Here is a 25,227-nt window from a genome sequence, read left to right as displayed (position 1 = left end):
GCCGGCCGGGCTGGATGCTCCAGCCCGGCCGGCAAATGAGTGTTGCTCTGCGGATCAGTCCTTGATCTCGCAGATGACCGCACCGGAGGTCAGGCTCGCGCCCACCTCCGCAGTGAGGCCCTTGATCGTGCCCGAGCGGTGCGCGTTCAGCGGCTGTTCCATCTTCATGGCCTCCAGGACGACGACCAGGTCGCCCTCCTGAACCTCCTGGCCCTCCTCGACAGCGATCTTGACGATCGTGCCCTGCATGGGGGACGCCAGGGTGTCACCGGAAGCCGCCGGGCCCGACTTCTTCGCCGCGCGCCGCTTGGGGCGGGCGCCGCCCGCCGCCGCGGTGCGGGCGATGGTCATGCCCAGCGAGGAGGGGAGCGAGACCTCCAGGCGCTTGCCGCCCACCTCGACGACGACCGTCTCGCGGCCGGGCTCTTCGTCCGTCTCGGTGTCGGTCGCCGCGGCGAACGCGGGGATCTCGTTGACGAACTCGGTCTCGATCCAGCGGGTGTGGATCGTGAACGGGTCGGCGGAGCCGGTGAGTTCGGGGGCGAAGGCGGGGTCCTTGACGACCGCGCGGTGGAAGGGGATGGCGGTGGCCATGCCCTCCACGGTGAACTCCTCCAGGGCGCGCCCGGCCCGCTGAAGGGCCTGTTCGCGGGTGGCGCCGGTCACGATCAGCTTGGCCAGGAGCGAGTCCCAGGCCGGGCCGATCACGGAGCCGGACTCCACGCCCGCGTCCAGGCGTACGCCCGGACCCGACGGCGGCGCGAAGAGGGTGACGGTGCCGGGTGCGGGCAGAAAGCCGCGGCCCGGGTCCTCGCCGTTGATGCGGAACTCGAAGGAGTGGCCCCGCATCTCCGGGTCGCCGTAACCGAGTTCCTCGCCGTCGGCGATGCGGAACATCTCGCGGACCAGGTCGATGCCGGTGATCTCTTCGGTGACCGGGTGCTCCACCTGGAGGCGGGTGTTGACCTCCAGGAAGGAGATCGTGCCGTCGACGCCGACGAGGAACTCGACGGTTCCCGCGCCCTCGTAGCCGGCTTCCTTCAGGATCGCCTTCGACGCCGCGTACAGCTCGGCGTTCTGGGCCTCGCTCAGGAACGGCGCGGGGGCCTCCTCCACCAGCTTCTGGTGGCGGCGCTGGAGCGAGCAGTCACGGGTGGACACGACGACCACGTTGCCGTGCTTGTCGGCCAGGCACTGGGTCTCCACGTGCCGCGGCTTGTCGAGGTAGCGCTCCACGAAGCACTCGCCACGGCCGAAGGCCGCGACGGCCTCGCGCACCGCGGAGTCGTAGAGCTCGGGCACCTCTTCGAGGGTTCGGGCCACCTTCAGACCGCGTCCGCCGCCACCGAAGGCGGCCTTGATCGCGATCGGCAGGCCGTGCTCCTCGGCGAAGGCGACGACCTCGTCGGAACCGCTCACGGGGTCCGGCGTACCGGCCACCAGCGGGGCACCCGCGCGCTGCGCGATGTGCCGGGCCGCGACCTTGTCACCGAGGTCACGGATGGCCTGCGGCGGCGGGCCGATCCAGATCAGGCCCGCGTCCAGGACGGCCTGCGCGAAGTCGGCGTTCTCCGAAAGGAAGCCGTAGCCGGGATGGATCGCGTCCGCCCCTGCGTCCTTGGCCGCGGCCAGCACCTTGGAGATGTCCAGGTAGCTGGTGGCCGGAGTGTCACCGCCCAGCGCGAACGCCTCATCTGCCGCACGTACATGCAGAGCATCCCGGTCAGGATCTGCGTAGACGGCTACGCTCGCGATCCCTGCATCCCGGCATGCCCGAGCAACGCGGACAGCGATTTCGCCACGGTTGGCGATGAGCACCTTGCGCACGATGGCTCCCTCCTTGAAACAAGCCGAGTTTAGGGACTGCCGACACGACCTTTCGACCCGTCCCCAATGGTGAGCTTGCCCACACGGAGCGTGATCCGGGGCCTGCCCGTCCGCGAAATCCCTTGTCGCACCACGGTACGCAGGGTCCCTTCCGGTGAGACTAACGCGCCGGTGTGGTCAAGGTCTCTGTGAGAGCGTGCTGCGGCAGAGGGTCATTCTTTGTGGAGTCCCTACGAATGGCCCAATGATTCTTTGCCTTCGGCAGGGCCCTTGTCCCCCGGTTTACCCGTTAGTAGCGTTCGCGATGTCTGGGACGTACTTGCGGTAACAGTGGAAGAGGGTGGGCGCCGTGGCGCGTAGACCGGTGGCCTGGGTGGGCGCGATCGTGCTCCTGGTGGAGGCGGTGGGCATCGCGTTGCTCAACTGGTTCCTGGGGCTTGTCGTGAACAAGCAGGACATGTCGCTCGCCGGGCTCGACCCGCACGCGATGTCCGTGTCGACGTGGATCGCGGGCGGCGTCTTCGGCCTCTACCTCGCGCTGTGCGGCGTCGTCATGGCGCGCTCGGCGATACGCGACCGCGCGCCGGGCCGCTTCGGCCGGCTCCTGCTGATCAGCGCCGCCGTGGTGCACGGCCTGCTCGGGGCGTTCTCGGTCGGCCTGGTGGGCTGGCCCGCGTTCGTCTTCATGATGGTGGTGCTCGGCCTGATCGTGCTGACGCTGGTCGCGTACGACAAGAAGCCCGAGGAGGTCGCCGACGGGCCGCGCGCGAGCAGCGGGGCAGCGGGCGGCGGCACGCCGGAGAACGGCGCCCCACAGCCCGCCTGAGCCCCTCAGGGGCCGTCGTGTGGATCTACTCCGCCCACAACTCCGTGATCCCGACGCCCAATTCGGACAGCAGGCGGCGCAGCAGCGGCAGCGAGAGGCCGATGACGTTGCCGTGGTCGCCCTCGATCGAGTCGACGAAGGGCGCCGAGCGGCCGTCGAGCGTGAACGCGCCCGCCACGTGCAGCGGTTCGCCGCTGGCCACGTACGCGGCGATCTCCTCGTCCGAGGGCTCGCCGAAGCGCACGACGGTCGAGGCGAGCGCCGAGACGTGGCGGCCCGCGGCGGTGTCGTACACGCAGTGGCCGGTCTGCAGGACGCCCGCGCGGCCGCGCATGGACTTCCAGCGGGCGGTGGCCTCCTCGGCGTCGGCGGGCTTGCCGAGCGCCTGGCCGTCCAGTTCCAGGACCGAGTCGCAGCCGACGACCAGGGCGCCCTTGGCGTCCGGGCGCGCGGAGACGACCGACGCCTTGGCCTCGGCCAGGGCGAGGGCGAGCTCGGCGGGGGTCGGTGCGGAGATCGCGTCCTCGTCGACCCCGCTGACGATCACCTCGGGGGCGAGGCCTGCCTGGCGCAGGAGGCCGAGCCGGGCGGGGGACTTGGAGGCGAGGACGAGGCGGCGGGGCTGTCGGGGCTGATCACTCATGCGGTCAGGTTAGCGAGCCGCGGCGGATGTCTCAGCGGGCAGCGGGCAGCGGGCAGCGGCCAGCGGTCAGCGGGCTCTCGGCCGATGTCTCAGTGGATGCCCAGGACGAACATCGCCACGACCATCGCCAGGGCAAGGACGAGTCCCGCACGGCGCATCTTCGCCTGCATGTCCCGCATGTCCTTCGGCGGGTTGTCCTCCGGGTCCGACCACAGCATGCAATCGATACTGCGCGCGGTGACGGCGGGGCGCCTGAGTACGCGTACTCAGGCGCCCCGGCCCGCCTCACTCATTCCCGCACCGTGCCGCCGGGCTCAGCCGGGCCAGTAGGTGCGGCCCCACGACGTCGGGCCCGGCGCGGGCAGCCGGTGGCGGGCCACGCGCGCGGGGTCGGCCCAGGCGTCGAGGGCCGCGGGCGCGCCGGACGGCTGGTTCGCGACCGCCGCGGCGCGCGCCTGGACCACCGCGAGTGCGGCGGCCAGCTCCTCCGGGGTGGGATTGCCCCGTACGACCTTGATCATGAACGGTCTCCTCACTGGGGCACGGTCTAGAGGGGGATGTTGCCGTGCTTCTTCGGGGGCAGGGACTCCCGCTTCGTACGCAGCTGACGCAGGCCCCGCACCAGGTGGGAGCGGGTCTCCGACGGCATGATCACGGTGTCGATGTAGCCGCGCTCAGCGGCCGTGTACGGGTTGAGCAGCCGGTCCTCGTACTCCTGGATCAGGCGGGCACGGGTCGCCTCCACGTCGCCCGAGGCCTCGGCCGCGGCGATGGTCTTGCGGTGCAGGATGTTCACCGCGCCCTGCGCGCCCATCACCGCGATCTGCGCGGTCGGCCAGGCCAGGTTGAGGTCGGCGCCCAGGTGCTTGGAGCCCATGACGTCGTACGCGCCGCCGAACGCCTTGCGGGTGATGACGGTGATCAGCGGGACCGTCGCCTCCGCGTACGCGTAGATCAGCTTCGCGCCGCGGCGGATGATGCCCGTGTGCTCCTGCTCGACGCCCGGCAGGAAGCCCGGCACGTCGACGAAGGTGATGACCGGGACGTTGAACGCGTCGCAGGTGCGGACGAAGCGGGCGCCCTTCTCGGAGGCGTCGATGTTCAGGCAACCGGCGAACTGCGTCGGCTGGTTGGCGACGATGCCCACCGGGCGGCCCTCGATGCGGCCGAAGCCGGTGAGGATGTTCGGCGCGAACAGCGGCTGCGTCTCGAAGAACTCGGCGTCGTCCAGGACGTGTTCGATCACCGTGTGCATGTCGTACGGCTGGTTCGCGCTGTCCGGGATGAGGGTGTCGAGCTCGCGGTCCTCGTCCGTCAGCTCCAGGTCCGCGTCCTCGGGGAAGGCGGGCGGCTCGCTGAGGTTGTTCGAAGGCAGGTAGGAGAGAAGGGACTTGACGTACTCGATCGCGTCCTTCTCGTCGCCCGCCATGTGGTGGGCCACGCCTGATGTGGAGTTGTGGGTGCGGGCACCGCCCAGCTCCTCGAAGCCGACGTCCTCGCCGGTGACCGTCTTGATGACGTCGGGCCCGGTGATGAACATGTGCGAGGTCTGGTCGACCATGACCGTGAAGTCGGTGATGGCGGGGGAGTAGACGGCTCCGCCGGCGCACGGCCCGACGACGAGGGAGATCTGCGGGATCACGCCGGATGCGTGCGTGTTGCGGCGGAAGATCTCTCCGTACATCCCGAGGGCCATGACGCCCTCCTGGATGCGGGCGCCGCCGGAGTCGTTGATGCCGACGACCGGACAGCCGGTCTTCAGGGCGAAGTCCATGACCTTGACGATCTTCTGGCCGAAGACCTCGCCCAGGGCGCCGCCGAAGACCGTGAAGTCCTGGGAGAAGACGGCCACGGGGCGGCCGTCGACGGTGCCGTATCCGGTCACGACTCCGTCGCCGTAAGGGCGGTTGGCCTCCAGGCCGAAGTCGGTCGAACGGTGCTGGGCGAACTCGTCGAACTCGACGAAGGAGTGCTCGTCCAGGAGCAGGTCGATGCGTTCGCGCGCCGTCAACTTGCCCTTGGCGTGCTGCTTCTCGACCGCGCGAGCCGAACCGGCGTGCTTGGCCTCCTCGATGCGGCGCTGCAGATCAGCGAGCTTTCCCGCAGTCGTATGGATGTCGATACCTGCCTCCGGGGCGGTGGCGGTGGTATCGCTTGCGGCGCTCTGCACGGGCACGTTGGGCTCTTCCGGCTCGGACATAGGGATGCGGCTCCCTGCCTGCTCAAAGGGGCGACTGGCGGCTTGCGGCGGCTCGCGACTGCTGGTGACCCGCTTGCTACTGACTCGTAGGGTATCGGCGCCGATACGGATCGGCAGTGCGGCGTTTACCACACCTAAGGTGGCTTGCATGACGCCGCAAGATGCTTCAGACGACTCGTCCGACCTCCCTTCGGACCTCCCTTCGGGCCCCCCTTCCGATGTCCCTGGGGGCAACCGTTGGTCCGATCTCGACAGGCCGCCGCTGAACGTCGCGTCGTTGCGGCGGGCGCTGGTGCGGGACGGGGGTCTGTGGACCTCTCTGGACGTGGTGCCCGCGACGGGGTCGACCAACACGGATCTGGCCGCGCGGGCGGACGAGCTGCCCGAGGGTGCGGTCCTTGTCGCCGAGGAGCAGAGCTCGGGGCGCGGGCGCCTGGACCGCCGCTGGTCGGCTCCCGCTCGCTCGGGGCTCTTCTTCTCCGTGCTCCTGAAGCCGGGTCCGGCCGTGCCGGTCGAGCGGTGGGGGTGGCTGCCGCTGCTCACCGGCGTCGCCGTCGCCACGGGGCTTTCGCGGTCGGCGGGGGTGGACACGGCACTGAAGTGGCCGAACGACCTGCTGGTGACGGTGGGCGGAGAGGAGCGGAAGGCGGGCGGAATCCTGGCGGAGCGGGCGGGCTCCGCGGCTGCCGCTGCGGGAGGGGGAGGCGTGGTGATCGGCATCGGGATCAACGTGACCCTGCGGGCGGATGAGCTGCCGGTGCCCGGGGCGGGGTCGCTGGCGCTGGCCGGGGCGGTGAGCACTGACCGGGACACGGTGTTGCGGGCGGTGCTGCGTTCGTTGGAGCAGTGGTACGGGGACTGGCGCGCGGCGGAGGGCGATCCGGTGGCGTCCCGCCTCCAGGAGACGTACGCGGCGGGCTGCGCGACGCTCGGCCGCAAGGTCAGGGCGGAGCTGCCGGGTGATCGGTCGATCACGGGGGAGGCGGTGGCTGTGGACGGCGACGGGCGGCTGGTGCTGGCTACGGGGGAGGGGGTTCAGGAGCCTGTGGGGGCGGGGGATGTTGTGCATTTGCGGGGTGCGTAGGGGGGCTTGGCCGGGGGCTCCGGAGCCGTGCGGGTCTGCTCCGTCTCGGGGTGCGGGGCCGTGCCGGTATGTCCGTCCTCGCTATCGTCCGGTGGCCGTGTTGTTGCTTCGGGGGTGGAGTGCGGGGAGCCGTGCTCCGGGCGGACATACCGGCCCGTCCCCTCGCGAGCGCTTCCGGCTGCAGGTGCACCCGTGCTGCGGCGCCACTTCGCCTTCGGTGCGGGGCCGCGCCGGTATGTCCGTCCTCGCTATCGTCCGGTGGCCGCCGGGTTGCTTCGGCGGGGGAGTGCCGCGAACCGTGCTCCGGGCGGACATACCGGCCCGTCCCCTCGCGAGCGCTTCCGGCTGCAGGTGCACCCGTGCTGCGGCGCCACTTCGCCTTCGGTGCGGGGCCGCGCCGGTATGTCCGTCCTCGCTATCGTCCGGTGGCCGCCGGGTTGCTTCGGCGGGGGAGTGCCGCGAACCGTGCTCCGGGCGGACATACCGGCCCGTCCCCTCGTGTCTCGCTGCCGGCTGCGGGGGCGTGGGGTCGGAGGTCTTGGTGCATCGTGCCCTCGGGCTTGGGCTGCCCCGCCCCCCTGCTTCTGTACTCACTCGCCTCCCGCCCTCCGGCAGACCGCCCGTTGCCCCATTTCCTGGCACCGCGGGGCAATCGGGTGGGTGGGTGGGAAAGCTTGTTCGTTCAGGTGAGGATGCGGGGCAGACGGGCGAGTGGGTGGGGAAAGTGTGTTCGTCAGCGCAGCTGCGGGGACCCACTGTCCGAGGCGCCCCGCCAGGAAAGGCGTGAGCTGCGGCACACCTGCCGTAAAGTTGGCGCCGGTCGATACCTGACCGCGGCAGATCGGAAGGGCAGCAGGCGTGACCGTCGACGACACGGGCTCCGGCACGGGTGCATCCCCCGACGGCGAGCCCGGACGTACCGCTGGGTCCGTCACCCATACGTTCGACTCGATGGACTCCGGGGACGAGAAGCCGGGGGACCCGGAGAAGGATCCCCTTGCCCTGCGTCTTGAGGGGCTGATCCTCGGCGCGGACCGCCGGTACACCCCGTTCCAGGCGGCCCGCAGCGCCGGCGTATCCATGGAGCTCGCCTCCCGCTTCTGGCGGGCCATGGGCTTCCCCGACGTCGGCCAGGCCAAGGCCCTGACCGAGGCGGACGTGCTCGCCCTGCGCCGCCTCGCAGGACTCGTCGAGGCGGGCCTGCTCAGCGAGGCGATGGCGGTGCAGGTGGCCCGGTCGACCGGGCAGACCACCGCCCGCCTGGCCGAATGGCAGATCGACTCCTTCCTGGAGGGTCTGACGGAGCCGCCCGAGCCCGGCATGACGCGGACCGAAGTGACCTATCCGTTGATAGAGCTTCTGCTGCCTGAGCTGGAGGAATTCCTCGTCTACGTGTGGCGGCGGCAGCTTGCCGCGGCCACCGGGCGCGTCGTGCAGGCCGCCGACGACGAGGAGATGGTCGACCGGCGGCTCGCCGTCGGGTTCGCCGACCTCGTCGGCTTCACCCGGCTCACCCGGCGCATGGAGGAGGAAGAACTCGGCGAGCTCGTCGAGGCCTTCGAGACCACCGCCGCGGACCTTGTCGCCGCACACGGCGGACGGCTCATCAAGACGCTGGGCGACGAAGTCCTGTACGCCGCCGACAACGCGGGCGTGGCCGCGGAGATCGCCCTGCGGCTCATCGAGACCATGGCGAACGACGAGACGATGCCCGAGCTGCGCGTAGGCATCGCCTTCGGCACGGTCACGACGCGGATGGGCGATGTGTTCGGCACGACGGTGAATCTCGCCAGCCGCCTCACCTCGATAGCGCCTCGGGACGCGGTGCTCGTGGACGGAGCGCTCGCCGAGGAGCTGACGCGGACAGGGGACGCGCCCGCCTCCGAGACGGAAGCGGCGGAGGCCGCCGAGGCCGCGGAGAAGGAGGGCTCGGAGCCGCCCTCCTACCGCTTTGCCCTGCAGCCGATGTGGCAGCGGCCCGTGCGAGGCCTCGGCGTCGTCGAGCCCTGGCTGCTGGCCCGGCGCGGCTGAGGCCCCGCTCGAGAGCTGGTTCGCGGCGGAATTTTCCCGCCTGCCCACCCGATCGCCCCGTAGCGGTGGCATGATCCGCAGGGTGGCCCGGTAACGGGCGTTAACCAGATGCGGAGGAAGCAATGGGCGACGAGCAGCGCTTCGGGGAATTCGTCGGCGTCAGGCGGCACGGCTATGTCGCCGAGCTCGTCCTTGACCGGCCCAAGGCCATGAACGCCGTGTCCACGGACATGGCCCGCTCCATCGGCTCCGCCTGCGCCGCCCTCGCGCAGGACCGTGACGCCCGCGTCGTGGTCGTCACCTCCACCCATGAGCGGGCCTTCTGCGTCGGCGCCGACCTGAAGGAGCGCAACTCCTTCTCCGACGCCGAGTTGGTGCGCCAGCGGCCCACCGCACGGGCCGCCTACACCGGCGTACTCGAACTGCCCATGCCGACCGTCGCGGCCCTGCACGGCTTCGCGCTCGGCGGCGGGTTCGAGCTCGCGCTCGCCTGCGATCTCATCGTCGCCGACCCGACCGCCGTGGTCGGACTCCCCGAGGTGTCGGTCGGCGTGATCCCGGGCGGCGGCGGTACGCAGCTGCTGCCGCGCCGCGTGGGCGCGGCCGGGGCCGCCGAGTTGATCTTCACCGCGCGGCGTGTGGAGGCCGCCGAGGCGCGGGAGTTGGGGCTCGTCGATCACCTCGTGGGCGAGGGCGATGACCGTACGGAAGCGCTCGCGCTCGCCGCGCGGATCGCCGCCAACTCGCCCGTCGGGCTGCGCGCCGCCAAGCGCGCCCTGCGGCTGGGGCACGGGCTCGACCTGCGCGCCGGTCTTGAGGTCGAGGACGCGGCCTGGCGCTCGGTGGCCTTCTCCGGGGACCGGGCGGAGGGCGTCGCGGCGTTCAACGAGAAGCGGAAGCCGGACTGGCCCGGGGAGTGAATGATCCACGCGGCCCCCACTCTGCGTAATGTTCCGATCGCCCAAAATGTCGTAAATCTCCTAGCCTAGGGAGATGGGAGAGGATCTCCGGCTGCGGGCCGTGGTCGTGCTGGCGCAGGGGATGGCCGCCGCGCACACTCCGCGTGAGTCCTGGCGGGCCGCTGCCCGCGGCGCGTGCCGTGCGCTGGCGGGGAATTTCGCGGCCCTGTCCGTCTGGGAGCGCGATCTCGGGCGGCTGAGGGTGCTCGTGAACGTGGGCGAACGGGCCGAGGGGGAGGAAGAGTTCCCGGAGCGCGAGGCGTATCCGGTGAACGAGTTCCCGGAGATCACCGAGTTCCTGCACGAGCGCTGGGCGGGCGGCGGCGAGCCGCACGCCTGGGTCGAGACGGCGCGGGGACCGATGGATACGTCGAAGGCCCCCGCCCCTGGCTACTGCCATCAGCGCGTGGCCGCCCTGCGCAGGCGCGGGCGCGGCTGCTGCGTGGTCGCGCCGATCGTGCTGCACGGGCGGGCGTGGGGTGAGCTGTATGTGGCGCGCCCGGTGGGGGCGCCGGTCTTCGGCCGCGAGGACGCGGACTTCGCCACCGTGCTCGCCTCGGTCGTCGCGGCGGGCATCGCGCAGACCGAACGGCTGGAGGAGGCCCGCCGGCTCGCCTTCACCGACTCGCTGACGGGGCTCGCCAACCGGCGCGCGGTCGATCTGCGGCTTGAGGAGGCGGTGGAGCGCCACCGCGCTGACGGGACCGTGGTGAGCCTCGTCGTGTGTGACGTGAACGGGCTCAAGTGGGTCAACGACACCCAGGGCCACGCGGTCGGCGACCGCCTCCTCGAACGCTTCGGTTCGGTGCTCTCCCTGTGCGGGGCGATGCTGCCGGGGACCCTGTCCGCGCGGCTCGGCGGCGACGAGTTCTGCCTGCTCTCGGTGGGGCCCGCGGCCGATGAGGTGGTGCGGGTCGCCGATGAACTGTGCCTTCGCGCCTTCGAGTTGGAGCTGGGGGACGGTGTCGCGTGCGGGGTCGCCTCCACGGAGGACCCGATCGGCGAGGTCCGCTCGGCCCGCCGCCTGTTCCGCCTCGCGGACGCCGCCCAGTACCGAGCGAAGGCGGCCCGCGCGCCGAAGCCGGTCGTCGCGGGGCGCGAGGGTGCGGACGACCCGGTGGTGCGTCTCGCGAACTCGGAGGGGTCGCGCCCTGCGGGGGAGAGGCGCCGCTTCCGCGGGCGTGAGCCGGAGCCGCGGGCCCCCAGGGAAGGCGGTCGGGGGGCTCGGTGAGGAAGCTGCGGGGCGCGGCGTCGACCTCTGAGTAAGTGGCTCAGTACGTATCCACCCGTGACACCTGGCGATTCAGTCCGTACGCTGCTGAATATGGATATGCACACCGTGGTCCTGGGGACGTCCGGGACAACCGCAGCGGACGTCATCGCCGTCGCGCGCGGCAACGCCCGCATCGACCTCTCGGCCGAAGCCGTGACCGCCCTCGCCGCATCCCGCGAGATCGTCGACGCCCTCGCGGCCAAGCCCGAGCCGGTCTACGGCGTGTCGACCGGCTTCGGCGCCCTCGCCACCCGGCACATCGGCCCGGACCTCCGCGCCCAGCTGCAGCGCAACATCGTCCGCTCGCACGCGGCCGGGATGGGCCCGCGCGTGGAGCGCGAGGTCGTGCGCGCGCTGATGTTCCTGCGCCTGAAGACGGTCTGCTCCGGCCGTACGGGCGTGCGCCCCGAGGTCGCGCAGACCATGGCCGACGTGCTCAACGCGGGGATCACGCCCGTCGTCCACGAGTACGGCTCGCTCGGCTGCTCCGGCGACCTCGCACCGCTCAGCCACTGCGCGCTGACGCTCATGGGCGAGGGCGACGCCGAGGGCCCGGACGGCGAACTGAAGCCGGCGGGCGAGCTGCTCGCCGCGCACGGCATCACGCCGGTCGAGCTGCGTGAGAAGGAGGGCCTGGCTCTCCTGAACGGCACCGACGGCATGCTCGGCATGCTGGTGATGGCCCTCGCCGACCTCGACGCCCTTTACAAGTCCGCCGACATCACCGCGGCCCTCACCCTCGAAGCGCTCCTGGGCACCGCCAAGGTCCTCGCCCCCGAGCTGCACGCCATCCGGCCGCACCCGGGCCAGGGGGCTTCGGCCGCCAACATGCTCGCGGTCCTTGCCGGTTCGGGCCTGACAGGACATCACCAGGACGACGCGCCGCGCGTGCAGGACGCGTACTCCGTGCGGTGCGCGCCGCAGGTGGCGGGCGCGGGGCGCGACACGATGGCGCACGCGCGCCTGGTCGCCGAGCGTGAGCTCGCCGCCGCCGTCGACAACCCGGTGGTGCTGCCCGACGGCCGCGTCGAGTCGAACGGCAACTTCCACGGGGCGCCCGTCGCGTACGTCCTGGACTTCCTCGCGATCGCCGCCGCGGACCTCGGCTCGATCACCGAGCGCCGCACGGACCGCCTGCTCGACAAGAACCGCTCGCACGGCCTGCCGCCGTTCCTCGCGGACGACGCGGGCGTGGACTCGGGCCTCATGATCGCCCAGTACACGCAGGCGGCCCTTGTCCACGAGATGAAGCGGCTCGCGGTGCCGTCGTCGGCCGACTCGATCCCGTCCTCCGCGATGCAGGAGGACCATGTGTCGATGGGCTGGTCGGCGGCCCGCAAGCTCCGCACGGCGGTCGACAACCTCACCCGCATCGTCGCGATCGAGCTGTACGCGGCCACGCGCGCGGTCGAACTCCGCGAGGGCCTCACGCCGGCCCCGGCGACCCAGGCGGTCATCGAGGCGATCCGCAAGGCGGGCGTCGAGGGCCCGGGCCCGGACCGCTTCCTCGCGCCCGACCTGGCGGCGGCCGACGCGTTCGTGCGCTCCGGCGCGCTGCTCGACGCGGTGGAGCCGGTGACGGGTCCGCTGGCCTAGCGCAGGCGTCTCGTACGTACGCATAAGGGGGCGCCGTCACCTGGTGACGGCGCCCCCTTCACGCAGTGGCGGGCCGTCAGTCGCGGTCGACGTCCTCGCGGGTGATGTCGCCCTTGACCGCGTCGATCTCGAAGTCGGTCTTGTTCCAGTCGTCGGTGACGACGTCGACGGACCAGACGAGCGTGTTGCTGTCGTTGTCGTCCAGGCCGATCGACGTGACCGTGCCCTTCTTCTTGTCCGTCGCCACCTTGGCCGCCTGCTCCGGCGACTGCTTGACGCGGGAGAGCCAGTCGGCCGTCTCCTTCTTGTCGTCGGCGTCCTGGTCGTTCTCGGGGGCGGAGCTGATCACCTTGCCCGAGACCGCGTCGATGCGGACGTTGTGCACCGTGCCGTCCTTCTCGGCGACCTCGGCGACCCACTGCGGGGCGGCCGCGCTGCCGCTCGGGCTCGGGCTGGGGCTCGGGCTGGGGCTCGGGCTGGGGCTCCCGCTCGCGTCGTCGTCATCGTCGCTGTCGTTGTCGTCGTCAAGGCCCTCCAGGTCGAGGTCGGTCAGCTTGCTGCCCGAGACCTTGTCCACCGCCGTGGCGGCGGCCTTGTCGTAGGTGACCTTGGTGGCGGCGAGCAGCGCCTTGCGCTCCTGCTGGTCCTGCGTGAGGGACGCGCTGCCCGTGGGGCTCTTCGACGGCGCCTCCTTCGGAACGGTCTTCGCCGCCTCCGATGTCGCGTCGGCGGACGGCTTGTCGCTGTCCCCGCCGCAGCCTGTCACCAGGGCGGCCGATGCCGCGACGGCGCACAGGGCGCCGACGAGACGGAGGCGGCGGGCGCGGGGGGTTTCGGTGTTCTTCAGCCGGGGCTCGAATCTCATGTCCGCATGCCTAGCGGCCGCCCCGTATCCGGCCGTGGTGCCGCGCGGCCAGGGTCACCCGAGTGCCCGGCGCGCGAGCCCCTCAAGGAGGACGTCCACCGCGAACTCGAAGAGGGCGCCAGGGGATTCGGCCGCCAGTTCCTCGCTCGGTGCCCTCGTCGGGGCCGCGACCAGCGGCTGGACGGCACGTGCGGGCGGGCACGCGCTGGTCGGGGCGGTTCTCGTGTGGGGTCTCTCCCTGACGGGCTTCGGCCTGACGTCGTACCTGCCGCTCGCCCTGGTCCTGCTCGCCCTTGCCGGGCTCGGCGACCTGATCTCCGAGACCCTCCGCTCGGCCCTGCTCCAGCACGGCACGCCCGGCGAACTGAGCGGCAGGGTCAGCAGCCTCTGGATGGTCCAGGCGACGCTTCTGGTGGCCGCGGGCTTCCCCGCGCTACGGGCGGCGAGGCTGGGCGCACCGGCGGCCGCCTTGCCGGAGATGACTCCCCGGGGACAGGCCGAGAAGAGCACCCCTCAGTAAGCGGGCCCCCGCTGCTCACGCCGTACGGAATACGCCACGAACCCCGCCCCGAGCCCCAGGAACGCCGTCCCGCCGATCAGGTACGGCGTCGTGTCGACGCCGGCGCCCGTGTCCGCGAGGCGGGCATCGGCCGGGGCTGCGGTGTCGGTGGTGCCGGCGGCGTCGGCGGTGTCGTCCGACGGCAGCGTCGCGCGGCGCTGTTCGGTGTGGACGACCCGGGAGGAGTCAGGGGCCTCCGGGGATCTGAACGTCGCCGTCGCATTGGCGGAGGGAACGAACCACAGGGCGCCGAGGAGGGCTCCTGCGGCAGTGGCGGTAAACAGCGATCGACGTGCGGACACGGAATCGGATCCCCCTTGTGGCGCTGGCGAATTGGCCGTGTGGGGCGATGGTAGTGAAAGGCGCGGGTCGCGGGAAAGTCGCGGGGGTCATGGGTCGTACGCTCCGACTCATGAGCACATCTGAGACATCACGTTTTGTACGACTCCGCGTCGAATTGGTGGTGGAGGTCGACGACTCCGGCGATCTCGCCGCCTCCGCGCTGCGCCGGATCGCGGAGGACGAGCACATGCCCGCCGAGGAACGTCTCCATGCCGAGACGGCCGTCAAGGAGGACGACGCGGAGGCACTCGCCTATCTGGTGGACCCGTTCGACCTGGTCAGCGCGGTGCCCGGGGTCGAGCTCTCGCAGGCCTCCTGGAGCAGTGAGCAGATCGAGTACGACCCCGATTCGCCCGACTGGGACCCGGACGAGGATGATGACGACGACGAGGACGGCGACGGTGGCCGGGGGTAACAGGCGGTAGACGGAAAGTAGTACGTCTGCCGGACGGAAAAAACGGAACCCGTAGCCCCGGACGGCAACCGCCGCCCGGGGTTCCGTCGTCTCAGAGGTGCACGGCTGTCACCGGCGCATCGCATGACGTGGTGTTCCCCACATCTTCGGCGGAAGTGGAACGGGACGAACCGGGCAGGACGTTATGCGGGACTACGGGGACTCTCGGCGTTCTTGGCGTGTTGGGGATTTCGGCAACGATGGAGAAGCGTGTGATGACGGACAGTAGGCGGCAGCGCGGACGGCGCAAGGGTCTTGCGGCCGTATCCGCTCTGGTCGGCGGCGTCCTGGTGCTCTCGGCCTGTAGCAGCGACGACGGCGACAAGAGCAGCGCCGGCGGCAAGGAGTCGCAGAACCAGGTCGACGAAGCAGCCGCCAAGAAGACGTCCGACGCCGATATCAAGATCGCGCCCAAGGACGGCTCCGACAACGCGAGCATCAACAGCGCGGCCGCAGTCAAGGTGAGCAACGGCTCGCTGACGGACGTCAAGATGACGACCGAGGCGGGTACGGCCGTGGCCGGCGAGATAGCTGCCGACAAGAAGAGCTGGAAGCCCAGCGGCCAGCTGGAGCGGGCGACCACGTACAAGATCAGTGCCACCGCCAAGGACTCCGAGGGCCGCAAGGCGCACGAGAACTCGAAGTTCACGACGGTCTCGCCGAGCAACAGCTTCATCGGGAACTTCACGCCCGAGGACGGCTCCACGGTCGGCGTGGGCATGCCGGTGTCGATCAACTTCGACAAGGCGATCACGAACAAGAAGGACGTCCAGTCCGCCATCAAGGTGTCGTCCAGCAGCGGCCAGGAAGTCGTCGGCCACTGGTTCGGCAACAACCGCATCGACTTCCGCCCCGAGGACTACTGGCAGGGCAACTCCACGGTCACGATGAAGCTGGCCCTGGACGGCGTCGAGGGCGCGGACGGCGTCACCGGCGTCCAGGAGAAGACGGTCCAGTTCAAGATCGGCCGTAACCAGGTCTCCATCGTCGACGCCAAGACGAAGACGATGAAGGTCATGCGGGACAACAAGGTCGTCAAGACCATCCCGATCTCCGCGGGCTCCCCGGAGAACAAGACGTACAACGGCAAGATGGTGATCTCCGAGAAGTTCAAGGAGACCCGCATGGACGGCGCGACGGTCGGCTTCACGGACGGCGACGGCAAGGGCGAGTACGACATCAAGGACGTGCCGCACGCCATGCGCCTGTCCCAGTCGGGCACGTTCATCCACGGCAACTACTGGGGCGCCAAGTCCATCTTCGGCGGCGCCAACACCAGCCACGGCTGCGTCGGCCTGGAAGACGCCAAGGGCGCGAACGACAAGAGCACCCCGGGCGCCTGGTTCTACGACAACTCGATGGTCGGTGACGTCGTGGACGTCAGGAACACCGGCGACAAGACGGTCCAGCCGGACAACGGCTTCAACGGCTGGGTCATGGACTGGGCACAGTGGAAGGCCGGTTCCGCGGTCTGAGACCTGCGTAGCCTCCTTCACTCCTGCGGCAGCGGCCCGCACCCCTCAACGGGGGTGCGGGCCGCCGCCGTTCGGGCTTCTCATCCTTCTCTTATGCCGCCCTTATCCGTTCATCACGGTGCGTACTTAGCTTCACGCACATGTTCTTCACCTACTTGAGGCGCGAGCTGCGCCGCCGCAGAAAAGCGGCCCTCGTCGTGGCCTCCGGACTCGCGCTCGGCATCGCGCTGGTCATCGTCGTCAGCTCCGTGTCGTCCGGCATGAAGCAGGCGCAGGGCAAGGTCCTCGAGTCGCTCTACGGGCTCGGCACCGACATGACCGTCACCAAGGCGGCCACCCCGCCCAAGGAGGGGAGCGGCCAGACCGGGCGCCCCCGCTTCAAGTTCGACGCCAAGGACTCCGACGACGAGGACGGCGAGGAGCAGAGCAGTGACCGCGTCATGGTGCAGGGCTTCCAGACGCTCTCCTCGTCCACCGTCGCCGAGGTGGGCGGCCAGAGTGGCGTCGCCGATGCCGTCGGCGGGCTGAGCCTCCAGGTGATGAAGGTCAACGGCCAGTTCGAGCGGGGCGAGTTCGAGCAGGCGCCCGGCGGCTCCACGGGCAAGGGGCAGCCGCCCGGCGGTGGCGGCGGCGACCAGCAGGAGGGGCAGGTGCGCGGAGGCGGCGCCGACTTCGACGTCGACTCCTACAGCGTCTACGGCACGGACGTCGGCAAGCTGGACCTGGGCCCGCTGACCTCCTCCAGGATCAGCAAGGGGCGTACGTTCACGGGGTCGGAGTCCGACGCCAAGGTGGCCGTCGCCGATGCCTCGTACGCCAAGGAGAAGAAGCTCTCCGTCGGTGACACCGTCACGATCTCAGGCACCAAGATCAAGGTCGTCGGCATCGCGACGCCCGACAGCGGGGACGCGGCGGCCAACCTCTACCTCCCGCTCGAGCGCGCGCAGACCCTCGCCGACTCGAAGAACAAGATCACGACCGTGTACGTCAAGGCCGCGGACTCGCAGCAGATCGACGCGGTCAAGAGCGCCATCCAGAAGAACGTCTCCGGCACGACCGTGACCACGTCGGCCGACCTCGCCGACACGGTCTCCGGTTCGCTCTCCACCGCGTCCGACCTCGCGTCCAGCGTCGGCAAGTGGCTGTCGATCGCCGTGCTCGTCGCGGCGTTCCTGGTCGCGGGGCTCCTCACGTCGTCGGCCGTCAGCCGTCGGGTACGGGAGTTCGGCACCCTGAAGGCGCTCGGCTGGAGGAGCGGCCGTGTCACCCGGCAGGTCGTCGGCGAGGCGGTCGTCAACGGCCTGGTGGGCGGAGTGCTCGGCATCGCCGTCGGCCTCGGCGGGGCGTACGTGGTGACGGCGATCAGCCCCACCCTGACGGCGCAACTCGGCTCGGCCGGCGGGCAGTCGGGCGGCGGCATGGGCGGCGGCCCCGGCGGCGCGACGGGCGGGGGCCCCGGAGCCGCGCTGAGCGAGTCGGCCTCCAAGGCCCTGGACATCTCGCTGACCGCGCCGGTCAGCGCGACCACCATCGCGCTCGCCGTCGGCCTCGCCGTGGCCGGTGGTCTCATCGCGGGCGCCTTCGGCGGCTGGCGTGCCTCGCGGCTGCGGCCCGCGGACGCCCTGCGCCGCGTCGAGTAGGCGGCGCAAGCGACCACCGCGCACGCCGCCAACCCCCACACGTATCGCAGGAGTCACACCATGTATCAGCTCAGAGGCGTCACCAAGCAGTACCGCAGGGGCAAGGAGACCGTCGACGCCCTCGCCGGAGTCGATCTGACCATCGGCGACGGTGACCGGCTCGTCATCCAGGGCCCGACGGGCGGCGGCAAGTCCACGCTCCTTCAGATGCTCGGCGGGCTCGACCGGCCGACGTCCGGCAGCGTCGAGCTCGACGGCGTCGATCTGGCCGCGCTGCCCGAGGCGCGGCTGACCAAGGTCCGCGCCGAGTCCATCGGCTTCGTCTTCCAGTCCTTCAACCTGATTCCCACGCTCAGCGCCCAGGAGAACGTCGAGACGGCGCTCGTCCCCCTCGGCCTGCGCGCCGCCGACCGCCGCGAACGCGCCGCCGACGCCCTGGAGTCGGTGGGCCTCGGCGAACGCCGCAGCCACCTGCCCGCCGAGCTCTCCGGAGGCCAGCAGCAGCGCGTCGCCATCGCCCGCGCCCTGGTCAAGCGGCCGAAGGTGCTGCTCGCCGACGAGCCGACCGGCAACCTCGACGAGTCCATGCGCGACGAGATCATGGAGCTGCTCGAAGGGCTCTGGAAGGAGCACGGCCTGACGTTCGTGATGGTCACGCACGACAGTGCGATCGCACGGAAGGCGCCGCGCCTCGCGACGATCCGGCGCGGACAGATCAAGGTCACGGAGCGGGCCCATCAGTGACCAACTCGTCACTTGTGACGCGCTATTGAACTTCTGACGCACTATTGAGCAGATGTTCGGCTCTGGGCAATACTTCCTCGTCCAGGGGCGGGAGCCCCTTGACCTCCAGGGGGAGACTTGCGCACAAGAGTGAAGAGAGCCTACGGGGCCACGATCGCCACAGCGGCGGCCGTGGCCCTCGCCGCGGGCATGACCAGCCCGGCGTCGGCGGCGAAGCAGTCGCCGGACGCGACTCCGGCAGCCGCGCAGCAGGCGGGTCTCAACAGCGCCGAACGGACCACGCACCGCATCACCCTCGTCACCGGCGACCGCGTCACCGCCGACTCCAAGGGCCGCGTCACCCGCTTCGAGCGGGCGAAGGGGCGCGAGGGGATACCCGTCATGACGAAGCGCGTCGGCGGTCACACCCTCGTGATCCCGGCCGACGCGCAGCGCCTGATAGCCACCGGCAAGCTCGACCAGCGCCTGTTCGACATCACCGAGTTGGCCAAGAAGGACAACCGCAGGGCCCAGAAGAAGGGCCTCAAGCTGATCGTCGGCTACAAGGGAGCGGCCGCCGGGGCCAGGTCCGACGTGCGCGCCGCGGGTGACACCACGGTCCGCAGGACCCTGAAGTCCCTGAACGCCGACGCCATCACCACCCCGAAGCAGGACGCCGGCGACCTGTGGTCCGCGCTCGTCGCCGAGAAGGGCGGCGCCACCGCGTCCGGCGTCAGCCGTGTCTGGCTGGACGGCGTCCGCAAGGCGAGCCTCGACAAGAGCGTGCCGCAGATCGGCGCCGACAAGGCCTGGGCCGCCGGGTTCGACGGCAAGGGCGTCAAGGTCGCCGTCCTGGACACCGGCGTCGACGCCACGCACGCCGACCTGAAGGACCAGGTCGTCGGCGCGAAGAACTTCACCCCGGCGGCCGACGCCACGGACCACTACGGCCACGGCACCCACGTCGCCTCCACCGCGGCCGGCACCGGCGCGAAGTCGGGCGGCAAGCTCAAGGGCGTGGCGCCCGGCGCCAAGCTCCTGAACGGCAAGGTCCTCGACGACACCGGCTCCGGTGACGACTCCGGGATCATCGCGGGCATGGACTGGGCGGCCGAGCAGGGCGCCGACATCGTCAACCTCAGCCTCGGCGGCGGTGACACCCCCGGCGTCGACCCGCTCGAAGCCCAGGTCAACAAGCTCTCCGCGGACAAGGGCATCCTCTTCGCGATCGCCGCGGGCAACGACGGAGCGCCCGGCAGCGTCGGCTCCCCGGGCAGCGCGGACGCGGCCCTGACGGTCGGCGCGGTCGACGACAACGACAAGCTCGCCGAGTTCTCCAGCCAGGGCCCGCGCGTCGGCGACGGCGCCATCAAGCCCGACGTGACCGCACCCGGCGTGGACATCACCGCGGCCGCGGCCCCCGGCAGCGTCATCGACCAGGAGGTCGGCCAGAAGCCCGAGGGCTATCTGACGATCTCCGGTACGTCGATGGCGACCCCGCACGTGGCGGGCGCCGCCGCGCTGCTCAAGCAGCAGCACCCGGACTGGAAGTACGCCGAGCTCAAGGGTGCGCTGACCGCGTCCACGAAGGACGGCAAGTACACGCCGTTCCAGCAGGGTTCGGGACGTATCGCCGTCGACAAGGCCATCAAGCAGTCGGTGATCGCCGAGCCGGTCTCCCTCTCCTTCGAGGCGCAGCAGTGGCCGCACACCGACGACAAGCCGGTCTCGAAGAAGGTGACGTACAAGAACCTCGGCAAGGAGGACGTCACCCTCGACCTGGCGGTGACGGGCCTGAACCCCAAGGGCGCCCCGGCACCCGCGGGCTTCTTCAAGCTCGGCGCGAAGAGCGTGAAGGTCCCCGCGGGCGGCACGGCCTCGGTCGACCTGACCACCGACACCAAGCTCGGCGGCACGGTCGACGGCGCGTACTCGGCGTACGTCATGGCGAGCGGCGGCGGGCAGTCCGTGCGCACGGCGGCCGCGGTCGAGCGCGAGGTCGAGTCGTACGAGCTGACGCTGAAGCACATCGGCCGTGACGGACAGGCCCCGAAGTACTACGACAGCGACCTGGAGGGTGTCTCGGGGCTCGCCACTCAGAAGTCCTTCGACCCTCATGACGCCTCCGGCACGGTCAAGATCCGTGTACCCAAGGGCGGTTACCTGCTCAACACCAGCATGTACGCCGACCCGGCCGACTTCACCAAGGGCGCCGACTGGATCGCCCAGCCGAAGCTGAGCGTCACCAAGGACACGACGGTGACGCTGGACGCACGCAAGGGCAAGCCGGTCGACATCACGGTCCCGGCCGCGGACGCCAAGCCGTCCTTCGCCCTTGCGGACTACACGGTCGACACGCCTCACACCGGCTACTCCTTCGGCTGGATCCTCGACTCGTACACCGACTTCCGGACCTCGCACCTGGGCCCGCAGGTCACCGACGGCTCGCTGTTCCAGCAGTGGGACGGGCACTGGGAGAAGGGTGACGACACCGAGTACGACACCGTCGCCGGAGGCAAGGTCAAGCAGGTCGCGACCGGCTACACCAAGCACTACAAGGCATCCGAGCTCGCCACGGTAAAGGCGAACCTGGGCGCTTCGGCCAAGGGCAAGAAGGGCACGATCGGCGCCCTGGGCTGGCTCCCCGGCAGCTCGGGCGGCTCCTCGATCAACGTTCCGCAGCCGCTGCCCGGCACCCGGACGCTGTATCTCTCCACGGCCGACGACGTGAAGTGGAGCATGAACTTCGAGCAGCAGGCCGGGGTCGACCCGGACGGCTGGCCGATCGTCGACGCGGCCTACTCGCTGGGCGCCGCGCAGAAGTTCGCGGGCGGCAAGAGCTACGAGAAGACGTTCAACACGGCCGTCTTCGGCCCCCGCATCGGCGGCGAGTACGGCGTCTTCCGCCTGGGCAACGAGATCGCAGGATCCCTGCCGCTGTTCGCCGACGGCAAGACGCACGCGGGCTCCTCGCTCTACTCGTCGGTGAAGACGACCCTCTACAAGGGCGCCACCAAGATCGGCGAGAACGAGGACCCGCTGGCCGGCGGCGCCACGTTCAAGGTCCCCGCGGCCGAGGCCGAGTACAAGCTGTCGACGTCCGTGAAGCGCAGCGTCAAGGTGGCCGCGGCCTCCACCCGCATCGACGCGAGCTGGACGTTCCGCTCCAAGAAGGCCGAGAGCGCGAAGCTGCCGCTCTCCACGGCGCGGTTCGCCCCCGCGGTCGACCTGAGCAGCAAGGCCAAGGCGGGCGAGACCCAGTCCGTGCCGGTCACGGTGCTCGGCGCGGCGGCGGGCGCGAACCTCAAGTCCCTTGCCACGTACGTGTCGTACGACTACGGCCAGACCTGGAAGAAGGCCACCGTCAGCGGCGGCAAGATCAAGGTCAAGAACCCGGCCGCGGGCAAGGGGATCTCCTTCCACGCCAAGATCGCGGACAAGAAGGGGAACAAGTCGACGCTGTCGATCTACAACGCGTACTACGGCAAGTAGCGCGTACGACGGCATATGAGCCAGCCGCACCACGCGCTGGCTGAGCAGGAACCGCGGCGCCGAAGGGACTGTCGATCACGTATCGCCAGTACCCGTCGGCGCCGCGGCGTGCCACGTCCGTGGCCGTGGACCGCACGACGCCCGGACCACCTTGATCGTCCGCGAGCTGCTTTGGGCCGACTCCTACGCGTACAGCGAACTGGGCTCCACCTTGCCGGAGTTGTCGGCCAAGGTGACTCGGCCGGTCCCGCAGGCGCTGTGGGACCGGGGAGCACGCGTGCCGGCACCACCCGTCCCAGAGGAAGCCGACGTCACATGACCGCCCACATCGTCGAGTACATCCGCTACCGCATCCCGTCCGAGCGCTCCGCGGAGTTCCTCTCCGCGTACACGCGCGCCGCCGTCCCCCTGGCCGCGGCCCCGCAGTGCATCGACTACGAACTCACCCGCTGCGAGGAGGACTTCGAGCACTTCGTCCTGCGCATCACCTGGACCTCCAGCAAGGACCACCTGGAGGGATTCCGTCGCTCCGAGCTCTTCCGCGACTTCTTCGAGGAGATCCGGCCCTACGTCGAGAACATCGAGGAGATGCGCCACTACACGCCCACCACCGTGCGCGGCACGGGCGCCTCGACGCCGACCCTGTACGCGTGGGCGGGCGGCGAGGAGAGCTTCGAGCGTCTGACGGAGATCTTCTACGAGAAGGTGCCCAAGGACGACCTCCTCGCCCCGCTCTTCGAGGGCCTGCCCGTCGAGCACGCGCAGCACGTCGCCCAGTGGCTCGGCGAGGTCTTCGGCGGCCCGGCCGCGTACTCGCAGGAGCACGGCGGGCACTCCCAGATGGTCGGCAAGCACCTCGGCAAGGGCATCACCGAGCCGCAGCGCCGCCGCTGGGTCAACCTGATGCAGGACGCGGCGGACGACGCGGGGCTTCCCACGGACGCCGAGTTCCGCTCCGCCTTCCTCGCCTACGTCGAGTGGGGCACACGGCTCGCGGTCTACTTCTCGGGCCCGGACGCCGACCGCCCGGCCGAGCAGCCGGTGCCGCTGTGGAACTGGGGCGCGGCGCCTCCGTACCAGCCGTGACGACCGCGGCGCCGGGTGGTGCGTGGTGCGTGGCGCCTGGCGCGTGGTGCGTGGTGCTACTGCTTCCCGGTGCCCGACGCGCCGGTGCGCGTCGCGTCCGCTCCCCAGCTGGCGAGCAGCCGCAGCGCGTCGGCCGACGCCGAGTCCGGCTCCGCGTGGTACGTCACCAGTGACTGATCGTGATCGTCGGGCAGCCGCAGCGTCTCGAACGACAGGGTCATGTCGCCCACCAAGGAGTGGTGGACGCGCTTGACGCCGTGGCCCTTCTCCCGCACGTCGTGCGTGGCCCACAGGCTCCGGAACTCCTCGCTCTTCACGGACAGCTCGCCGACCAGCGCCGAGAGCAGCGGATCGTTCGGATAGCAGCCCGCGTCCATCCGCAGGAAACTCACGATGTCCGACGCCTTCTGCTCCCAGTCCAGGAACAGCGCGCGGGCCTCGGGGTGCAGGAAACAGAGCCGCGCCCAGTTCCGCTCCTCGGGCGGCAGCGCGCCCCAGTCGCCGAAGAGCGCGGCGGCCATACGGTTCCAGCCGAGGATGTCCGAGCGGCGGCCGACCACATAGGCGGGGACGCCGTCCATCGCGTCCATGAGCTGGAGCAGCGCGGGCCGCATTCGCTGCGGGCGGGCCGCGCGCTTCTTCTTGTGCTGCTTGGGCTTGGCCAGGTGCGTCAGATGGGCGTGCTCGGCGTCCGTGAGCCGCAGGGCGCGCGCGATCGCGTCCAGGACCTCGCCCGAGACATTGCGGCCGTTGCCCTGCTCAAGGCGTGTGTAGTACGCCACGGAGACCCCCGCGAGCTGCGCCAGCTCCTCGCGGCGGAGCCCCGGCACCCGCCGGTGGCGCCCGAAGTTCGGCAGGCCGACGTCCTCCGGCTGGAGCCGGGCCCTGCGGGTGCGCAGGAACTCGCTGAGCTCGGCGCGGCCGTCGAGCGGCTCGGGTGCGGGGATGGGCTGGGGCTGCCCGGCATCGGCGTTCATGTATTCCAGTATCCGGGCTCCTGGGCGTACGAGCCTGTCCCCACCAGTAGTAGGACCACTGGACGTACGCAAAGCTGTGACCTGGGTAGATGTCCGCGAGGCTGGCACGGTTGACGACATGACCGCACAGACAAGCACCACCGTTTCCGCCTACGCCGCCCCGTCCGCCAAGGCCCCCCTGGAGCGGACCACCGTCCCGCGCCGCCCGGTGGGCGCGTCCGACGTACTGATCGACATCAAGTACGCCGGCATCTGTCACTCGGACATCCACCAGGCCCGCGACGGCTGGGGCGAAGGCATCTTCCCGATGGTCCCGGGCCATGAGATCGCCGGTGTCGTCACCGAGGTCGGCTCCGCCGTCACCAAGTTCGCGGTCGGCGACCGCGTCGGCGTCGGCTGCATGGTCGACTCCTGCCGCGAGTGCGAGAACTGCAAGGCGGGCCTCGAGCAGTACTGCCTCAAGGGCAACGTGCCGACGTACAACGGCCTCGGCAAGGACGGCGAGCCGACCTACGGCGGCTACTCCACGCACGTGGTCGTCGACGAGGCCTTCACCGTGCGCATCCCCGACGGCCTCTCCCTGGACGTCGCCGCGCCGCTCCTGTGCGCGGGCATCACCACGTACTCCCCGCTCCACCGCTGGAACGCGGGCCCCGGCAAGAAGATCGCCGTCGTGGGCCTCGGCGGTCTCGGCCACATGGCCGTCAAGATCGCACACGCCATGGGCGCAGAGGTGACCGTCCTCTCGCAGTCCCTGCGCAAGAAGGACGACGGCCTGCGCCTCGGCGCCGACCACTATTACGCGACCAGCGACGACGCGACCTTCGAGCAGCTGGCCGGCTCCTTCGACGTGATCCTCTCGACGGTCTCCGCGCCGCTGCCGCTGGACAAGTACCTGGGCCTGCTGCGCTCGGAGGGTGCCTTCGTGAACGTCGGCGCCCCCGAGGAGCCGGTCTCGCTCAACCTGTTCTCCGTGATCGGCGGCGGCAAGACCCTCGCGGGTTCGATGATCGGCGGCATCCAGGAGACCCAGGAGATGCTGGACTTCTGCGCCGAGCACAACCTGGGCTCGGAGATCGAGGTGATCGACGCCGCGCAGATCAACGAGGCGTACGAGCGCGTCCTCGCCAGCGACGTGCGCTACCGCTTCGTGATCGACACGGCCACGATCTGAC

The 25,227-nt window shown here is 70.6% G+C and carries 22 protein-coding genes and 1 pseudogene; 14 read left to right on the top strand and 9 right to left on the bottom strand.

Annotated features, from left to right (window positions below; translation table 11 throughout):
* Positions 1 to 54: 54 nt before the first annotated feature.
* Entirely contained in the window at positions 55 to 1,827 is a 1,773-nt protein-coding gene (locus M4V62_RS17105) for an acetyl/propionyl/methylcrotonyl-CoA carboxylase subunit alpha (protein ID WP_249588132.1), read from the bottom strand.
* A gap of 349 nt (positions 1,828 to 2,176) precedes the next feature.
* Between M4V62_RS17105 and M4V62_RS17100 the strand changes: the two genes are divergently transcribed.
* The gene (locus tag M4V62_RS17100; protein ID WP_249588131.1) at positions 2,177 to 2,653 is read left to right on the top strand and encodes a hypothetical protein; all 477 of its coding nucleotides are present in this window, start codon (positions 2,177 to 2,179) and stop codon (positions 2,651 to 2,653) included.
* 25 nt (positions 2,654 to 2,678) lie between these two features.
* On the opposite strand, the gene M4V62_RS17095 is transcribed toward M4V62_RS17100, so the two are convergent.
* The 4 genes from M4V62_RS17095 to M4V62_RS17085 all read right to left on the bottom strand — a co-directional run bounded on the left by M4V62_RS17095 (position 2,679) and on the right by M4V62_RS17085 (position 5,496).
* Positions 2,679 to 3,296 carry a nucleoside triphosphate pyrophosphatase gene (locus M4V62_RS17095; RefSeq protein WP_249588130.1) on the bottom strand — a complete coding sequence of 206 codons (618 nt, stop codon included), beginning with the start codon at positions 3,294 to 3,296 and terminating at the stop codon, positions 2,679 to 2,681.
* An 89-nt stretch (positions 3,297 to 3,385) separates the two neighbouring features.
* Entirely contained in the window at positions 3,386 to 3,514 is a 129-nt protein-coding gene (gene mmpB / locus M4V62_RS43585) for a morphogenic membrane protein MmpB (RefSeq protein WP_283779090.1), read from the bottom strand.
* A 96-nt stretch (positions 3,515 to 3,610) separates the two neighbouring features.
* Entirely contained in the window at positions 3,611 to 3,817 is a 207-nt protein-coding gene (locus M4V62_RS17090) for an acyl-CoA carboxylase subunit epsilon (RefSeq protein WP_249588129.1), read from the bottom strand.
* A 26-nt stretch (positions 3,818 to 3,843) separates the two neighbouring features.
* Positions 3,844 to 5,496, bottom strand: coding sequence for an acyl-CoA carboxylase subunit beta (locus tag M4V62_RS17085; RefSeq protein WP_249588128.1), 1,653 nt, complete (start codon positions 5,494 to 5,496; stop codon positions 3,844 to 3,846).
* A gap of 148 nt (positions 5,497 to 5,644) precedes the next feature.
* Here M4V62_RS17085 and M4V62_RS17080 point away from each other — a divergent pair, with 148 nt between their 5' ends.
* The 5 genes from M4V62_RS17080 (at position 5,645) to hutH (ending at position 12,439) form a co-directional block, all read left to right on the top strand.
* Positions 5,645 to 6,580 (top strand): biotin--[acetyl-CoA-carboxylase] ligase, encoded by a 936-nt coding sequence (locus tag M4V62_RS17080; protein WP_249588127.1) that lies wholly within the window; start codon positions 5,645 to 5,647, stop codon positions 6,578 to 6,580.
* An 858-nt stretch (positions 6,581 to 7,438) separates the two neighbouring features.
* A complete protein-coding gene (locus M4V62_RS17075) occupies positions 7,439 to 8,611 on the top strand; it encodes an adenylate/guanylate cyclase domain-containing protein (RefSeq protein ID WP_425575057.1) in 1,173 nt (390 codons plus the stop codon).
* A 122-nt stretch (positions 8,612 to 8,733) separates the two neighbouring features.
* Complete coding sequence (locus M4V62_RS17070; protein WP_249588126.1) at positions 8,734 to 9,531, top strand: enoyl-CoA hydratase/isomerase family protein; 798 nt, start codon at positions 8,734 to 8,736, stop codon at positions 9,529 to 9,531.
* 73 nt (positions 9,532 to 9,604) lie between these two features.
* On the top strand, positions 9,605 to 10,801 hold the full coding sequence (locus M4V62_RS17065) for a GGDEF domain-containing protein (protein ID WP_249588125.1): 1,197 nt from the start codon (positions 9,605 to 9,607) through the stop codon (positions 10,799 to 10,801).
* 99 nt (positions 10,802 to 10,900) lie between these two features.
* Positions 10,901 to 12,439 carry a histidine ammonia-lyase gene (gene hutH / locus M4V62_RS17060; RefSeq protein ID WP_249592872.1) on the top strand — a complete coding sequence of 513 codons (1,539 nt, stop codon included), beginning with the start codon at positions 10,901 to 10,903 and terminating at the stop codon, positions 12,437 to 12,439.
* Positions 12,440 to 12,515: 76 nt separating this feature from the next.
* Here hutH and M4V62_RS17055 read toward each other — a convergent pair whose 3' ends face one another.
* Entirely contained in the window at positions 12,516 to 13,304 is a 789-nt protein-coding gene (locus tag M4V62_RS17055) for a PepSY domain-containing protein (protein WP_249588124.1), read from the bottom strand.
* Here M4V62_RS17055 and M4V62_RS17050 point away from each other — a divergent pair.
* Positions 13,303 to 13,824: a hypothetical protein gene (locus M4V62_RS17050; protein WP_249588123.1), complete on the top strand. Its 522-nt coding sequence runs from the start codon at positions 13,303 to 13,305 to the stop codon at positions 13,822 to 13,824. The genes M4V62_RS17055 and M4V62_RS17050 overlap by 2 nt on opposite strands.
* Here M4V62_RS17050 and M4V62_RS17045 read toward each other — a convergent pair.
* Positions 13,818 to 14,165: a hypothetical protein gene (locus tag M4V62_RS17045; RefSeq protein WP_249588122.1), complete on the bottom strand. Its 348-nt coding sequence runs from the start codon at positions 14,163 to 14,165 to the stop codon at positions 13,818 to 13,820. The genes M4V62_RS17050 and M4V62_RS17045 overlap by 7 nt on opposite strands.
* Before the next feature lie 110 nt (positions 14,166 to 14,275).
* Here M4V62_RS17045 and M4V62_RS17040 point away from each other — a divergent pair, with 110 nt between their 5' ends.
* From M4V62_RS17040 to M4V62_RS17020, 5 genes are all read left to right on the top strand, one after another.
* Positions 14,276 to 14,620 (top strand): hypothetical protein, encoded by a 345-nt coding sequence (locus tag M4V62_RS17040; protein ID WP_249588121.1) that lies wholly within the window; start codon positions 14,276 to 14,278, stop codon positions 14,618 to 14,620.
* Between the two features lie 254 nt (positions 14,621 to 14,874).
* The gene (locus tag M4V62_RS17035) at positions 14,875 to 16,134 is read left to right on the top strand and encodes a L,D-transpeptidase (RefSeq protein WP_249588120.1); all 1,260 of its coding nucleotides are present in this window, start codon (positions 14,875 to 14,877) and stop codon (positions 16,132 to 16,134) included.
* Positions 16,135 to 16,274: 140 nt separating this feature from the next.
* Complete coding sequence (locus M4V62_RS17030; protein WP_249588119.1) at positions 16,275 to 17,774, top strand: ABC transporter permease; 1,500 nt, start codon at positions 16,275 to 16,277, stop codon at positions 17,772 to 17,774.
* A gap of 60 nt (positions 17,775 to 17,834) precedes the next feature.
* A complete protein-coding gene (locus M4V62_RS17025) occupies positions 17,835 to 18,518 on the top strand; it encodes an ABC transporter ATP-binding protein (RefSeq protein WP_249588118.1) in 684 nt (227 codons plus the stop codon).
* A gap of 129 nt (positions 18,519 to 18,647) precedes the next feature.
* Entirely contained in the window at positions 18,648 to 21,989 is a 3,342-nt protein-coding gene (locus M4V62_RS17020) for a S8 family peptidase (RefSeq protein WP_249588117.1), read from the top strand.
* 52 nt (positions 21,990 to 22,041) lie between these two features.
* On the opposite strand, the pseudogene M4V62_RS17015 reads toward M4V62_RS17020, so the two are convergent.
* A pseudogene (locus tag M4V62_RS17015) lies at positions 22,042 to 22,122 on the bottom strand (DUF4440 domain-containing protein); the annotation flags it as partial.
* A 182-nt stretch (positions 22,123 to 22,304) separates the two neighbouring features.
* Between M4V62_RS17015 and M4V62_RS17010 the strand changes: the two are divergent.
* Positions 22,305 to 23,075: a group II truncated hemoglobin gene (locus M4V62_RS17010; protein ID WP_249588116.1), complete on the top strand. Its 771-nt coding sequence runs from the start codon at positions 22,305 to 22,307 to the stop codon at positions 23,073 to 23,075.
* A gap of 56 nt (positions 23,076 to 23,131) precedes the next feature.
* On the opposite strand, the gene M4V62_RS17005 is transcribed toward M4V62_RS17010, so the two are convergent.
* Positions 23,132 to 24,052, bottom strand: a complete 921-nt coding sequence (locus tag M4V62_RS17005) for a helix-turn-helix transcriptional regulator (protein WP_249588115.1) — start codon at positions 24,050 to 24,052, stop codon at positions 23,132 to 23,134.
* A 118-nt stretch (positions 24,053 to 24,170) separates the two neighbouring features.
* Between M4V62_RS17005 and M4V62_RS17000 the strand changes: the two genes are divergently transcribed.
* Complete coding sequence (locus M4V62_RS17000) at positions 24,171 to 25,226, top strand: NAD(P)-dependent alcohol dehydrogenase (protein WP_249588114.1); 1,056 nt, start codon at positions 24,171 to 24,173, stop codon at positions 25,224 to 25,226.
* The last annotated feature ends 1 nt before the right edge of the window (position 25,227 follow it).

Origin of the sequence: Streptomyces durmitorensis (assembly GCF_023498005.1) — a bacterium.
GTDB classification, from domain to species: domain Bacteria; phylum Actinomycetota; class Actinomycetes; order Streptomycetales; family Streptomycetaceae; genus Streptomyces; species Streptomyces durmitorensis.
This window is presented reverse-complemented; position numbering and strand designations above follow the sequence as displayed.

Excerpts from the sequence above, each read along its gene's own strand:
- M4V62_RS17095 (WP_249588130.1), bottom strand. The coding sequence starts at position 3,296 with ATGAGTGATCAGCCCCGACAGCCCCGCCGCCTCGTCCTCGCCTCCAAG.
- mmpB (WP_283779090.1), bottom strand. The coding sequence starts at position 3,514 with ATGCTGTGGTCGGACCCGGAGGACAACCCGCCGAAGGACATGCGGGAC.
- M4V62_RS17090 (WP_249588129.1), bottom strand. The coding sequence starts at position 3,817 with ATGATCAAGGTCGTACGGGGCAATCCCACCCCGGAGGAGCTGGCCGCC.
- M4V62_RS17085 (WP_249588128.1), bottom strand. The coding sequence starts at position 5,496 with ATGTCCGAGCCGGAAGAGCCCAACGTGCCCGTGCAGAGCGCCGCAAGC.
- M4V62_RS17080 (WP_249588127.1), top strand. The coding sequence starts at position 5,645 with ATGACGCCGCAAGATGCTTCAGACGACTCGTCCGACCTCCCTTCGGAC.
- M4V62_RS17070 (WP_249588126.1), top strand. The coding sequence starts at position 8,734 with ATGGGCGACGAGCAGCGCTTCGGGGAATTCGTCGGCGTCAGGCGGCAC.
- M4V62_RS17065 (WP_249588125.1), top strand. The coding sequence starts at position 9,605 with ATGGGAGAGGATCTCCGGCTGCGGGCCGTGGTCGTGCTGGCGCAGGGG.
- hutH (WP_249592872.1), top strand. The coding sequence starts at position 10,901 with ATGCACACCGTGGTCCTGGGGACGTCCGGGACAACCGCAGCGGACGTC.
- M4V62_RS17050 (WP_249588123.1), top strand. The coding sequence starts at position 13,303 with ATGTCCGCATGCCTAGCGGCCGCCCCGTATCCGGCCGTGGTGCCGCGC.
- M4V62_RS17055 (WP_249588124.1), bottom strand. The coding sequence starts at position 13,304 with ATGAGATTCGAGCCCCGGCTGAAGAACACCGAAACCCCCCGCGCCCGC.
- M4V62_RS17040 (WP_249588121.1), top strand. The coding sequence starts at position 14,276 with ATGAGCACATCTGAGACATCACGTTTTGTACGACTCCGCGTCGAATTG.
- M4V62_RS17035 (WP_249588120.1), top strand. The coding sequence starts at position 14,875 with ATGACGGACAGTAGGCGGCAGCGCGGACGGCGCAAGGGTCTTGCGGCC.
- M4V62_RS17030 (WP_249588119.1), top strand. The coding sequence starts at position 16,275 with ATGTTCTTCACCTACTTGAGGCGCGAGCTGCGCCGCCGCAGAAAAGCG.
- M4V62_RS17025 (WP_249588118.1), top strand. The coding sequence starts at position 17,835 with ATGTATCAGCTCAGAGGCGTCACCAAGCAGTACCGCAGGGGCAAGGAG.
- M4V62_RS17010 (WP_249588116.1), top strand. The coding sequence starts at position 22,305 with ATGACCGCCCACATCGTCGAGTACATCCGCTACCGCATCCCGTCCGAG.
- M4V62_RS17005 (WP_249588115.1), bottom strand. The coding sequence starts at position 24,052 with ATGAACGCCGATGCCGGGCAGCCCCAGCCCATCCCCGCACCCGAGCCG.
- M4V62_RS17000 (WP_249588114.1), top strand. The coding sequence starts at position 24,171 with ATGACCGCACAGACAAGCACCACCGTTTCCGCCTACGCCGCCCCGTCC.